Source organism: Blastomonas ursincola, assembly GCF_013607875.1.
In the GTDB taxonomy this organism is placed as follows: domain Bacteria; phylum Pseudomonadota; class Alphaproteobacteria; order Sphingomonadales; family Sphingomonadaceae; genus Blastomonas; species Blastomonas ursincola.
This window is the reverse complement of the sequence record NZ_VDES01000002.1, coordinates 881,356-894,409: the sequence shown is the minus strand read 5'-3', so window position 1 is coordinate 894,409 and position 13,054 is coordinate 881,356. Positions and strand designations below refer to the sequence as shown.

The 13,054-nt window shown below is 65.2% G+C and carries 12 protein-coding genes; 10 read left to right on the top strand and 2 right to left on the bottom strand.

Annotated elements, in window-relative coordinates:
• Positions 1-45: 45 nt before the first annotated feature.
• Positions 46-930: a phosphoserine phosphatase SerB gene (gene serB / locus FG486_RS10360; RefSeq protein WP_181267446.1), complete on the bottom strand. Its 885-nt coding sequence runs from the start codon at positions 928-930 to the stop codon at positions 46-48.
• On the opposite strand from serB, the gene miaA reads away from it, so the two are divergent.
• From miaA to FG486_RS10320, 8 genes are all read left to right on the top strand, one after another.
• Positions 917-1,882 (top strand): tRNA (adenosine(37)-N6)-dimethylallyltransferase MiaA, encoded by a 966-nt coding sequence (gene miaA / locus FG486_RS10355; protein WP_181267445.1) that lies wholly within the window; start codon positions 917-919, stop codon positions 1,880-1,882. The genes serB and miaA overlap by 14 nt on opposite strands.
• Positions 1,883-2,106: 224 nt before the next feature.
• Entirely contained in the window at positions 2,107-3,855 is a 1,749-nt protein-coding gene (gene ilvB / locus FG486_RS10350) for a biosynthetic-type acetolactate synthase large subunit (protein WP_066285048.1), read from the top strand.
• On the top strand, positions 3,855-4,370 hold the full coding sequence (ilvN, locus tag FG486_RS10345) for an acetolactate synthase small subunit (protein WP_066285043.1): 516 nt from the start codon (positions 3,855-3,857) through the stop codon (positions 4,368-4,370). Before ilvB ends, ilvN begins: the two co-directional genes overlap by 1 nt.
• Positions 4,371-4,486: 116 nt before the next feature.
• Complete coding sequence (gene ilvC, locus FG486_RS10340; RefSeq protein WP_066285042.1) at positions 4,487-5,506, top strand: ketol-acid reductoisomerase; 1,020 nt, start codon at positions 4,487-4,489, stop codon at positions 5,504-5,506.
• Positions 5,507-5,510: 4 nt separating this feature from the next.
• Positions 5,511-6,653 carry an 8-amino-7-oxononanoate synthase gene (locus FG486_RS10335; RefSeq protein WP_241695688.1) on the top strand — a complete coding sequence of 381 codons (1,143 nt, stop codon included), beginning with the start codon at positions 5,511-5,513 and terminating at the stop codon, positions 6,651-6,653.
• Complete coding sequence (bioD, locus tag FG486_RS10330) at positions 6,650-7,267, top strand: dethiobiotin synthase (RefSeq protein ID WP_181267444.1); 618 nt, start codon at positions 6,650-6,652, stop codon at positions 7,265-7,267. The genes FG486_RS10335 and bioD overlap by 4 nt, the downstream gene beginning before the upstream one ends.
• The gene (locus tag FG486_RS10325) at positions 7,264-8,517 is read left to right on the top strand and encodes an adenosylmethionine--8-amino-7-oxononanoate transaminase (protein WP_181267443.1); all 1,254 of its coding nucleotides are present in this window, start codon (positions 7,264-7,266) and stop codon (positions 8,515-8,517) included. Before bioD ends, FG486_RS10325 begins: the two co-directional genes overlap by 4 nt.
• Positions 8,518-8,600: 83 nt before the next feature.
• Positions 8,601-9,233 (top strand): YceI family protein, encoded by a 633-nt coding sequence (locus FG486_RS10320; RefSeq protein ID WP_181267442.1) that lies wholly within the window; start codon positions 8,601-8,603, stop codon positions 9,231-9,233.
• A gap of 182 nt (positions 9,234-9,415) precedes the next feature.
• Here FG486_RS10320 and FG486_RS10315 read toward each other — a convergent pair whose 3' ends face one another.
• A complete protein-coding gene (locus tag FG486_RS10315) occupies positions 9,416-9,889 on the bottom strand; it encodes a YHS domain-containing (seleno)protein (protein ID WP_181267441.1) in 474 nt (157 codons plus the stop codon).
• A gap of 310 nt (positions 9,890-10,199) precedes the next feature.
• On the opposite strand from FG486_RS10315, the gene leuA reads away from it, so the two are divergent.
• Complete coding sequence (gene leuA, locus FG486_RS10310; protein ID WP_181267440.1) at positions 10,200-11,864, top strand: 2-isopropylmalate synthase; 1,665 nt, start codon at positions 10,200-10,202, stop codon at positions 11,862-11,864.
• A 130-nt stretch (positions 11,865-11,994) separates the two neighbouring features.
• Positions 11,995-12,969: an NAD(P)H-dependent flavin oxidoreductase gene (locus FG486_RS10305; RefSeq protein ID WP_066285034.1), complete on the top strand. Its 975-nt coding sequence runs from the start codon at positions 11,995-11,997 to the stop codon at positions 12,967-12,969.
• Positions 12,970-13,054 lie beyond the last annotated feature (85 nt).

Below are 13,054 nucleotides of genomic sequence, written 5' to 3'. Positions count from 1 at the left end.
ACACCTGTCATTGAAACCATCGGTCGGCCGCATAAACCCAGCCCCCTATTCGCTCCAGTCCCCCCGCGCGATACCCAGCGCGTGGAGCAAAGCCGTCCAGTCGCCGTGCGCGATATGCGCGTCGGCGGCGGCGACCGCGGCGGGCTTGGCGTGATAGGCGACGCCCGTGCCTGCGGCCTTGAGCATCGGGATGTCGTTCGCGCCGTCGCCCAGCGCGATCACCTGCGCCACCTCGAGCCCCTGGCCCACCGCTTGCTCCATCAGGATCGCCGCCTTGCGCGCGGCATCGACGATCCCGCCTTCGAGCGCGCCGGTCATATGGCCGTGCTCGATTACCAGCCGGTTGGCGAACACCGCGTTGAAGCCCAGCTCCGCGCCGATCACGTCGGCAAAGGAATGAAAGCCGCCCGAGACGAGCACGCAATCCACGCCGCGCGAGCGCAGCGTGCGCACCAGCGTGCGCGCGCCCGGCATCGGCTGGATGCGGTGGCCGAGGCAATCGCCGATGACATGCTCGCTCAGCCCCTTGAGCAGCGCGACACGCTCGCGCAACGCCGCCTCGAAATCGAGCTCGCCCTGCATCGCGCGCTCGGTAATCTCGGCGACCTGCGGCTTGACCCCGGCATAATCGGCGAGCTCGTCGATGCATTCATTGGCGATCATCGTGCTGTCCATGTCGGACACGAGCAGGCGCACGCCGCGCGCTGCATCGTCGAGCACCAGCACGTCGGCGGCGGCGCGATAGTCAGCCAGCGCGGCATCGGCGGCGGCGCGGTCACCGGTGAAGTGCAGCTCGCCCACCCGGCCCGGCTCGATCCAGCGCGATTCGCCGATCGCGAGGCCAGCCGCGTGCAATCGGTCGGCAGCGGCGTTTAGCTCTCCCGCAGGCAGGCTGTCTGCTGCTATCAGCGTGGCGATGGGCACGAACATTTCCCCCGAGACCGCCGACAACACCCGTCCGGCGCTGGCGCTTATTGCCGGACCCACCGCCAGCGGCAAGAGCGGATTGGCGGTGCGCTATGCGCAATTTCTGCAATCTCGCGGACAGCGCGTGGTGATCATCAATGCCGACAGCGCGCAGGTTTATTCGGATTTGGCGATCCTGTCCGCCCGGCCATCCGAAGGCGAGATGGGCGGCATAAAGCACCGGCTGTTCGGCTATATTGACGGGGCCGAAGCCTGTTCTGCCGCGCGCTGGGCGGAGGATGCGCGAGGCGAGATCGCTGCAGCGCATGCGGCAGGAGCGCTGCCGATCCTGGTCGGCGGCACCGGCCTGTACCTGCGCACGCTGCTCGACGGCATCGCGCCTGTCCCGCCGATCGATCCGGCGATTCGCCAGGCGGTGCGCGCGCTGCCGGTCGCCGAGGCTTACGCCGCGCTCCAGACCGAAGACCCTGTAGCCGCCGCGCGCCTGAACGCGGCGGATACCACCCGCGTCGCGCGCGCGCTCGAGGTGGTACGATCGACCGGTCAGACGCTCAAGGCGTGGCAGGCGCGCAAGCAGGGCGGCATCGGCGATGCGGTTCGTCTGGCACCGCTGGTGCTGCTGCCGCCGCGCGACTGGCTGTTCGAACGCTGCGATCGCAGGTTCGCCGCCATGCTGGACTCGGGCGCGGTCGAGGAGGTCGAGGCATTGCTGGCGCGCGGACTCGATGGCGATCTGCCGGTGATGCGCGCGATCGGCGTGCCCGAAATTGCCGGGCTGTTGCGCGGAGAACTGACGCGCGAGGCTGCGCTGGCCGCAGGCCAGCTTGCCACCCGCCAATATGCCAAGCGGCAATATACTTGGTTCCGCAACCAGCCGCCGGAGAGCTGGCAACGGTATACGAAGCCATATTCGGATAGCGATGGGCTGGATTTTGATATTTTATTTCTCATTTAGCTGTTGACACGGCATTTTATGTCGCATAGATCGGCCTCGTCAGGCGTTGCTGCCAGCGCCCTTCTGACACGTCGCATATTCACCCTGCCCGGCGCGGCCCGTCTGCGCCGGGTGCTTTTTTGCTGAGGGCAGGGATGCGGCACCCAAGGCAGCATATGGTTTTGCAACATCGGCCCAGCTTGTCTAAGCGGGCTGCGGTTTAACGACGAAGTAAGGCTTGCATCATGGCCGAATTGAGCGGCGCGCAGATACTGGTTGAAACGCTGGTCGAACAGGGCGTCGAAGTGATCTTCGGCTATCCTGGCGGCGCGGTACTGCCGATTTACGACGCGATTTTCGGCCATCCCTCGCTGCGCCACATTCTCGTCCGGCACGAACAGGCCGCCGCCCACGCCGCAGAGGGCTATGCCCGCGCCACCGGCAAGCCGGGCGTCGTGCTCGTCACCTCGGGCCCGGGCGCGACCAATGCGGTCACCGGCATCACCGATGCGCTGATGGATTCGATCCCGATGGTCGTCATCACCGGCCAGGTCGCTACCACGCTGATCGGCACCGATGCGTTTCAGGAGGCCGACACGATCGGCATCACCCGCCACTGCACCAAGCACAATTATCTGGTGAAGGACCCCGCGCGGCTCGCCTCGACGGTGCGCGAGGCGTTCCATATCGCCACGCAGGGCCGGCCCGGCCCGGTGCTGATCGACATCCCCAAGGACGTCCAGGTCGCCACCGCCGCGCATGACGGCGACACCCCTGCCCGCCCGAACATGCGCTATGCTCCGGTCAAGGCGGGCACGGCGGACGACATCGCCACCGCCGCGCAGATGATCGCTGAGGCGACAAGTCCGGTCATCTATTCGGGTGGCGGCGTCATCAATTCGGGACCGGAAGCGACGCAATTGCTGCGCCAGCTTCAAGCGATGACCAATGCGCCGGTCACCTCGACGCTCATGGGCCTCGGCGCCTTTCCCTCCGAGCATCCCGACTGGCTGGGCATGCTGGGCATGCACGGCACCTATGAAGCCAACATGACGATGAACCGCGCGGACCTGATCATCTGCGTCGGCGCGCGCTTCGACGACCGCGTCACTGGCAGGCTCGATGCCTTCGCGCCAAATTCCAAGAAGATCCATATCGATATCGACCGCTCGTCGATCAACAAGACCGTGCGCGTCGATCTCGGCATTGTCGGCGATTGCGCCACCGTGCTGCAGCAGATCATCGACCAGCTGGATGCGATCGGCCATTCCCCGCGCGACTTTTCCGAATGGAAGGCGCGGATCGCCGGATGGCGCACGCGCGAGTGCCTGGCCTATCCTGCCAACAAGAGCGAGATCATGCCGCAGCTGGCAATCGAGCGGCTCTATGCGCTGACCAAGGACCAGAGCCCGATCATCTCGACCGAGGTCGGCCAGCACCAGATGTGGGCCGCGCAATATTTCCGCTTCGAACAGCCGAACAAGTGGCTGACCTCGGGCGGGCTCGGCACCATGGGCTATGGCCTGCCCGCCGCGATCGGCGCGCAGCTCGGCTGCCCTGACGCGCTGTGCATCGACATTGCCGGCGAAGCCTCGATCCAGATGAACATCCAGGAACTGGGCACCGCGACGCAATATCGGCTGCCGGTCAAGATCTTCATCCTCAACAACGAATATATGGGCATGGTGCGCCAGTGGCAGCAGCTGACCTATGAAAGCCGCTATTCGGAAAGCTATTCCGACGCGCTGCCCGATTTCGTCGCGCTGGCCGAAGCCTATGGCTGGAAGGGCATCCGCATTTCGGATGAAAGCGAGCTCGACAGCGGCATCCAGGCAATGATCGATCATCCGGGTCCCGTGATGGTCGACTGCCGCGTCGCCAAGCTCGCCAACTGCCTGCCGATGATCCCTTCGGGCGCGGCCCATACCGACATGATCCTCTACGGCGATGAAGTCGCCGGGACGATGGAAGACGAAGCGAAAGCCCTGGTCTGATGCATATCCGTGAAGCCGCGTCCGAGCGGCACGTCCTGACCGTCACGGTCGATAACGAGGCGGGCATCCTCGCCAAGATCGCGGGCATGTTCACCGCGCGCGGCTATAATATCGAAAGCCTGACGGTGGCCGATATCAGCGAGGACCATGCGACAAGCCGCATCACCATCGTGACGGTGAGCCCGCCTGCAGTGATCGACCAGATCATTGCCCAGCTCGACCGGCTGGTCGCGGTGCACCGCGTCGCGGACCTCACCGAGCTCGGCCCGCATGTCGAGCGCGAGCTGGCGCTGATCAAGGTGGCAGGCGTGGGCGAACATCGCATCGAGGCGCTGCGCCTGGCGGACATCTTCCGCGCGCGCCCGGTCGATACCAGCACCAACAGCTTCGTCTTCGAAATTTCCGGATCGGTCGAGAAGATCAACCAGTTCATCGCGCTGATGCGCGAGGTCGGGCTGGTCGAGGTCGCCCGCACCGGCGTGGTCGCCATGACCCGGGGGGCCGTGGCGGGGTAACGAATTTTTGCAACACATCGTCGCCCCCGTGCAGGCGGGGGTCCCGCTTTTGCACCCTTGAGCGGGATTCCTGCTTTGGCGGGAGGGACGAACAGATTTGGAAATGGGGAAAGAACATGCGCGTTTATTATGATTCCGACTGCGATCTGAAGCTGATCCAGGACAAGAAGATCGTCATCGTCGGCTATGGCAGCCAGGGCCATGCCCATGCGCAGAACCTGCGCGACAGCGGCGTCAAGGATGTCGCGATCGCGCTTCGTCCCGGCAGCGCCACCGCCGCCAAGGCCGAAGGCGCCGGCTTCAAGGTGCTGAGCAACGCCGAAGCTGCCGCCTGGGCCGATATCGTGATGATCCTGGCACCCGATGAGCACCAGGCCGCGATCTATGCTGCCGATTATCACGACAACATGAAGCCCGGCGCGGCGCTGGCCTTCGCGCATGGTCTCAACATCCATTTCGGCCTGATCGAGGCGCGCGAGGACCTCGACGTGATCATGATCGCGCCCAAGGGCCCCGGCCATACCGTGCGCAGCGAATATGTGCGCGGCGGCGGCGTGCCCTGCCTGATCGCGGTCGATCGCGACGTGTCGGGCAATGCGCATGACATCGCGCTGGCCTATGCGAGCGGAGTCGGCGGCGGCCGCAGCGGCATCATCGAGACCAATTTCCGCGAAGAGTGCGAAACCGACCTGTTCGGCGAGCAGGCGGTGCTGTGCGGCGGCCTGACGCACCTGATCCAGGCCGGTTTCGAAACGCTGACCGAAGCCGGTTACGCGCCCGAAATGGCCTATTTCGAGTGCCTGCACGAGGTGAAGCTGATCGTCGACCTGATGTACGAAGGCGGCATCGCCAACATGCGCTATTCGATCAGCAACACCGCCGAATATGGCGACATCACCACCGGCCCGCGCATTATTACCAGCGAGACCAAGGCCGAGATGAAGCGCGTTCTGGAAGACATCCAGCAGGGCCGGTTCGTCAAGAATTTCGTGCTCGACAACCGTGCCGGGCAGCCCGAGCTCAAGGCTGCGCGCAAGCTCGCCGCCGCGCATCCGATCGAGAAGACCGGTGCCCAGCTGCGCGCAATGATGCCGTGGATCGGCGCGAACAAGCTGGTGGACAAGGCCAAGAACTGAGCCCTTGCCCATCAACGCGTTTTTCAAGGAACAGGCTGCACAGCTCGACTCCCTGAAAAGGGGGTCGAGGCTGCGCAGCCTCGCGCCGCGTTCGGGCAAGGACTTCGCCTCGAACGACTATCTGGGCCTTGCCGGCTCCACCCTGCTCCACGATGCGCTGCGCGAGGGAATGGCGCTCGGCCTGCCCGCAGGCTCGGGCGGGTCGCGGTTGCTGCGCGGAAACCATCCGGCGCACGAGGCGCTCGAGGCCGAGGCCGCCGCGCATTACGGCACCGAAGCGGCGCTGTTCATGGCGACGGGTTTTGCTGCCAATGCCGCGATCTTCGCCACCCTGCCCCAGCGTGGCGACCTGGTGATCTACGACGCGCTGATCCACGCATCGGCGCATGACGGCATGAAGCTCGGCCGCGCCGAGACGCGCGCCGCGGCGCACAACGACCCCCAGGCGTTCGACGATGCCATCACCGCCTGGCGCGCTTGCGGAGGCACGGGCCGCGCATGGATCGCGGTCGAGAGCCTGTACAGCATGGACGGCGACCGCGCACCGCTCGGCGATCTCGCGCAAGTCGCCGCTCGGCACGAAGCCATCCTGATCATCGACGAGGCGCATGCGACCGGGGTTTTCGGCACCGGCGGACGCGGCCTCGCCGAGGCGCTGGCCGACCAGCCGAATGTCATCACGCTGCACACCTGCGGCAAGGCATTGGGCTGCGAAGGCGCGCTGATCTGCGCCCCCCGCGTCGCGATCGATTTCCTGGTCAATCGCGCACGTCCGTTCATCTTCTCCACCGCCCCTTCGCCGCTGGTCGCGCATATGGTGCGCAAGGCGATCGGCCTGGTGGCGAGCCATGACGACTGGCGCGAGGACCTGTTCGCGCGTGTGGCCGAAGCGCGCAGCCTGCTCGCCCCCCGGCTCGGCGCAGCCCCTGCCGACACGCAGATCCTGCCCGTCATCATCGGCGAGGATGCGCGCACGATGCGCATCGCCTCGGCCCTGCAGCGCCAGGGCTTCGATATTCGCGGCATCCGCCCGCCGACCGTACCGCAGGGCACCGCGCGCCTCAGAATTTCGATTACCCGCAACGTGACAAAGGGTGATATCGGCGCGCTCTCCGAATCACTCGACAAGATCATGATCCCCGCATGAAACCGCGATTTGTTGTGACAGGCACCGACACCGGAATCGGCAAGTCGGTGTTCAGTGCTGCGCTGACCCAGGCGCTTTCCGCTCGTTACTGGAAGCCCGTGCAATCGGGCATCGAGGACGAGACCGACACCCAGTTCGTCGAGCGCATGGCTCCGGGCTCCACGCTGCCCGAAGCCTGGCGGCTGGTGAGCCCGCTTTCGCCGCACCGCTCGGCCGAGATCGACGGCGTCACAATCGACACCGATGCGCTCACCCCTCCGCATGTCGATGCGCCGCTGGTGATCGAAGGCGCGGGCGGTGCGCTGGTGCCGGTAACGCGGCAGGTGCTCTATGCCGATATCTTCGCGCGCTGGCAGATCCCGGTCATCGTCTGCGCGCGTACCGCCTTGGGCACGATCAACCACAGCCTGATGACGGTCGAGGTGCTCAAGGCGCGCGGCGTGCCGATCCATGGCATCGCGTTCATCGGCGAGCCGATACCCGACAGCGAGATGACCATCACGCAGATGTCCGGCATCCGCCGCCTGGGCCGGCTCGACATGCTGCCCGAAATCACGCCCGAGGCGCTGCGCGCGGCATTCGCCGCCGGGTTCGACCTCGCCGGTTTCGCATGAGCGATTCCCCGGTCTGGCATCCGTTCACCCAGCATGGGCTGGGTGAGGACATTCCGCTGATCGCGCGCGGGCAAGGCGCGCTGCTGCATGGCGCCGATGGCCGGACATGGATCGATGCGATCTCGAGCTGGTGGGTAACGACGCACGGCCATGCGCATCCGCGCATCATGGCCGCGATCCGCGAGCAGGCGGACCGGCTCGACCAGATCATCTTTGCCGGATGGACGCACGAACCGGCAGAGACGCTGGCGCGCGGTCTGACCGAGATCATGCCCGAGGCACTGACCCGCGTGTTCTTCAGCGATTCAGGGTCGACTGCGGTCGAGGTCGCGCTGAAAATGGCGCTCGGCTATTTCCACAACCGGAAAGAACCGCGCCAGGGCATCATCGTGATGGAGCACAGCTATCACGGCGACACCATCGGCGCGATGTCAGTGGGCGCGCGCGGCGTGTTCAACCGGCCCTATGCGCCGCTGCTATTCGACGTGACCAGCATCCCCTTCCCCGCGACCGGGGCCGAGCAGGCGACGCTCGATGCGCTGGAGGCGGCGTGCAAGGCAGGCGCGGCGGCGTTCATCGTCGAGCCGCTGGTGCTGGGTGCGGGCGGTATGCTGTTCTACCCGCCGCATGTCCTCGCCGAGATGGCCTCGATCTGCGCCCGCCATGGCGTGCTGTTCATCGCCGACGAGGTGATGACCGGCTGGGGCCGCACTGGCAGCCTGCTCGCCTGCGAACAGGCAGGCGTGGTGCCCGACATAATGTGCCTGTCCAAGGGATTGACCGGCGGGGCGGTGCCGCTGGCCGTCACCATGGCGCGCGAGGATATCTTCATGGCGCATTGGTCGCAGGACCGCGCCGACTGCTTCTTCCATTCGAGCAGCTATACCGCCAACCCGATCGCCTGCGCGGCGGCGGTGGCCAACCTTTCCATCTGGCGCGACGAGCCGGTGCAGGCGCGGATCGTCGGGCTTGCCGCGATGCAGGCCTCCGAGCTGACCGCGATCGCATCGCATCCCAAGGTCGAAAGCACGCGCCAGTGCGGCACAATCGCCGCGTTCGATCTTGCTGCCGATACCAGCGGTTACCTGTCGAACTGGGCGGTGCATCTGAACGCGTTCGGCAAGGCGCATGGCGTGCTGATCCGGCCGCTGGGCAACACCGTCTATGTCATGCCGCCCTATTGCATCACGGCCGAGCAGCTGAGCCATGTCTATGCCGTGGTGCGCGATGGCTTGGAGCGCAAAACGTAAACGCTGCGTTGCGCGGAACAATGATTGACTTGGGGGCCTCGGAGCCACAGTTTCGGGCTTCCTACCCTCCCAAGGAGTTCGTCATGCGCAAGACCATCGCCATCCTCGCCCTCGCCGCCGCTGTCGCCACCACGCCGCTGATCGGCCAGGGCATGCAGCTGCCCGGCCAGAAGGACGCGTCGCGCGTCACCGCCGGTACCTACAAGACCGACCCCGGCCATTCGCTGATCGGCTGGGAAGTCAACCATTTCGGCTTCAACGACTATTTCGGCATTTTCGGCGATGTCGCCGGCACGTTGACCATCGACCCTGCCAACCCCAATGCCGCCAAGGTGGATGTGACCATCCCGGTTGCCAAGGTCACCACGGCAAGTGCCGGCCTCACCAGCCATCTGCTGCGCGCTGGCAAGGATGGCGGCAAGCCCGACTTCTTCGGCCCCGCGCCAGCTGATGCGCGCTTCGTCTCGACCAAGGTCGTCGCCAGCGGAATGACCGCCAAGATCACCGGCAACCTGACGCTGAACGGCGTGACCAAGGAAGTCGTGCTCGACGCCGAGTTCACCGGCGCGGGGAACAACCCGTTCAACAAGAAGGCCACCATTGGCTTCGAAGCCGAAACCACGATCAAGCGCAGCGATTTCGGCATCGCCTACGCCCTGCCGATGGTCAGCGACGAGGTCGAGCTCGACATCAGCGTGGCGTTCGAAAAGCAGTAAGCTTCCACCTCCGCTCAAATAGAGCCTGTCGAAGGCCCCGCGCTCGCTCAAGCGGGTTTGCGGGGCCTTCAGCTTTGTCCGTCACCCCTCGCGCGGGCGGGGGTCCCGCTGTTATTTTGCGGTGCGCAAACGAAGCGGGATTCCCGCTTTCGCGGGAATGACGAGAGGAGCCTTTACTGGTCCTAGCCCCCGAACTTCGCGTCATCGGGAAAGCCCGGCCAGTTCTTGTCGCCGCTGGCGATGAAGCCGGGAATGTCCTGCAGCCACTTGGCTTTCACCTCGGCGTTGAAGTTCAGGTACAGCTTGCCGTCGACGACGCGCGATTGCAACGGATCGCCCGGCGCGAGATAGCCGCGCGCCATCGCCCAGGCGCAGTGCCCGCCATATTGCGGCGCGTAATGCGCAGGGTCCGCCTGGAATTTCGCGGCATTTTCGGCATTGGCGAAATGATAGACGGCATTGCCATGTCGCACCGCGAATTCGGCCGAGCCCTTGGCGGGCGTTCCGTCGCCGGTGAAATAGGATACGGCATCATAGCCGCCGACCGCGACATCGCCCTGCAGCCCGGTATAGACCGGTCCTGCCAGGGCTGCGCTGCCCGTCGCAAGACCAGTTGCGGAAAGCGCGAGGGCGAGCGCCGTCATCATGTGTTTCATCGCTGGAATACCTTTCGAGTCAGGGAATGGCCTGCGGTTCGCCTGAAGCGCGGCTCAGGTTTCATCACCCGGCAAATGATTTTTTTATTGCGCCTGCACGCCATTTGACGCAATGACGCTTCCGAAATGACGGTCCACGCCCTTCTTCTCGGTCTGCGACTTACGCGCCCTTAGGCGCGGCTGACCTTGTGCGCGCCGCAACGGCGTGCCCCGCGCCTAAGGGCTTTTTCCCTCCCGAAACACCAGCAGCCGGTTGCGCTCGCCGCTCGGCCTGCCTATCGCACAGCCATTCAGACAGGGCGCTTCTCTCATGCCGATGCTTGACCATCCCTCGCAGAAATACAGGCCGTTCCCGCGCGTCGACCTGCCCAACCGGACCTGGCCCGATGCGGTCATCACCGCCCCGCCGCGCTGGCTTTCCACCGACATGCGCGACGGCAACCAGGCGCTGATCGATCCGATGGACGGCGCCAAGAAGCAGCGCTTCTTCGACCTGCTGGTCAAGATCGGCCTCAAGGAGATCGAGGTCGGTTTCCCCTCCGCCGGCGAGACCGAGTTCAACTTCATCCGCGGCCTCGTCGATGGCGGCAAGATCCCGCAGGATGTCACCGTGCAGGTGCTCACCCAATCGCGCCGCGACCTGATCGAGCGCAGCTTCGAGAGCCTGGCCGGCGTGCACCGCGCCATCGTTCACCTGTATAACGCCGTGTCCCCGGCGTGGCGCGAGATCGTGTTCGGGCTCGACCGTGCGGGCGTGAAGGCGATCGCGGTCGAGGGCGCGAACATCCTCAAGGAACAGGCAGCGAAATACCCTGAGACCGACTGGCATTTCGAATACAGCCCTGAAACCTTCTCCACCGCCGAGCTCGATTTCAGCCTGGAGGTGTGCGAGGCGGTGATGGAGGTGCTCCAGCCGACCCCCGACAAGCCGCTGATCCTCAACCTGCCCGCCACCGTCGAGGCGGCGGGCCCGCATATCTATGCGGACCAGATCGAATGGATGTGCCGCCATATCAGCAAGCGCGACTGCGTCGTGATCAGCCTGCACCCGCATAACGACCGCGGATCGGGTATTGCGGCGGCGGAACTCGGCCTGATGGCCGGCGCGGACCGGATCGAGGGCTGCCTGTTCGGCAATGGCGAGCGCACCGGCAATGTCGATCTCGTGGCGCTCGGCCTCAACATGTACACGCAGGGGCTGCACCCCGGCCTCGATTTCTCGGACATGGACGAGATCGTCAAGACGGTCGAATATTGCAACCAGCTGAAAGTGCCCGAGCGGCACCCCTATGCGGGCGAGCTGGTGTTCACCGCCTTTTCCGGCAGCCATCAGGATGCGATCAAGAAGGGCTTTGCCGCGCAGGAAAAGCGCAACGACCAGATCTGGGCGGTTCCCTATCTGCCGCTCGACCCGGCGGATATCGGCCGCAGCTACGAGGCGGTGATCCGCGTCAACTCGCAGTCGGGCAAGGGCGGCGTCGCCTGGGTGCTCGAACAGGACCAGGGGCTCAAGCTGCCCAAGCGGCTCCAGGCCGATTTCAGCAAGACCGTGCAGGCGCTCGCCGATGCGAAAAGCGTCGAGCTCAGCTCTGCGGATATCTGGCAGGCGTTCCAGCAGCGCTATCACCTCGATGGCACCGGCAAGTACCGGCTGGTCGATTACGAGGAGCGCAAGGCGGGCGCCGACCGGCTGTTCGTCGGGCGCATCCTGGCGAACGGACAGGAAATCCCGGTCAGCGGGCGCGGCAATGGCCTGATCTCGGGCGTGGTCGACGCGCTGTCGTCGGCGCTGGGCATCGCGATCGACATTGCCGATTATCGCGAGCACGCCATCGGTTCGGGCTCCAAGGCGCGCGCAGCGGCCTATGTCGAATGCGCGATCGACGGCCGCTCGCCCTGCTTCGGGGTGGGCGTGGACGAGGATGTCGCGACGGCCTCGATCAAGGCCGTGCTGAGCGCGCTCGAGGAGTTGTAGAGCAACGTCAAGTCCTCCCCGACCTCGTCTCGGGGAGGATTTTGCACTTCCAAACCCATCCCCAATCAAAACTTAATTGGCCGCTTAATTGCCTCTGGACACCAACGAAACCCAGGTTAATGTCCCCGCCATGACCATGCCATCTCCGCTTTGCGACAACCTGCGCCTGCCCGTGATCGGGTCGCCGCTGTTCATCATTTCCGGCCCGGAGCTCGTCATTGCCCAGTGCAAGGCGGGCGTGATCGGCTCGTTCCCGGCGCTCAATGCGCGGCCCCAGGCACAGCTTGACGAGTGGCTGCACCAGATCACCGAGGAACTGGCCGAGTATAACCGCGCCAACCCGGACAAGCCCGCCGCACCCTTTGCGGTCAACCAGATCGTCCACAAGTCGAACGACCGGCTCGAAGCCGACCTGATGACCTGCGCCAAGTGGCAGGTGCCGATGATCATCACATCGCTCGGCGCGCGCGAGGACCTGAACAAGGCGGTGCACGACTGGGGCGGCATCACCATGCACGACGTGATCGACGACCGCTTCGCGCGCAAGGCAATCGAAAAGGGCGCCGACGGCCTGATCCCCGTTGCGGCGGGCGCTGGCGGACATGCCGGCACCATCTCGCCCTTCGCGCTGATGCAGGAAATCCGCAGCTGGTTCGATGGACCCATCGCGCTGTCGGGATCGATCGCCTGCGGTGCCTCGATCCTCGCCGCGCAGGCAATGGGCGCGGACTTCGCCTATATCGGTTCGGCCTTCATCGCCACTGAAGAGGCGCGCGCCACCGACGGCTACAAGAACGGCATCGTCGAAGGACGCGCCGCGGACATCGTCTATTCGGACCTGTTCACCGGCGTGTCGGGCAATTACCTGCGCCAGTCGATCGTCAATGCCGGGCTCGATCCCGACAATCTGCCCAAGGGCGATTACAGCACGATGAACTTTGGATCGGGCGGCAATACCGAAGCCAAGGCGTGGCGCGACATCTGGGGCAGCGGCCAGGGCATCGGCGCGGTCGGCAAGGTCGATACGGTCGCCGACATGGTCGCCCGCCTCACCGCCGAATACCAGGCCGCCAAGGCCTCTCTACTGGCGCGGACGAATTATTGATCGCGAAGCCCGGCAATTCATCTGCCGGTCAGCATTGGCTCTATTAGTATAGCTCCCGTGGTGTTCATTCAGCACGGGAGTTTTT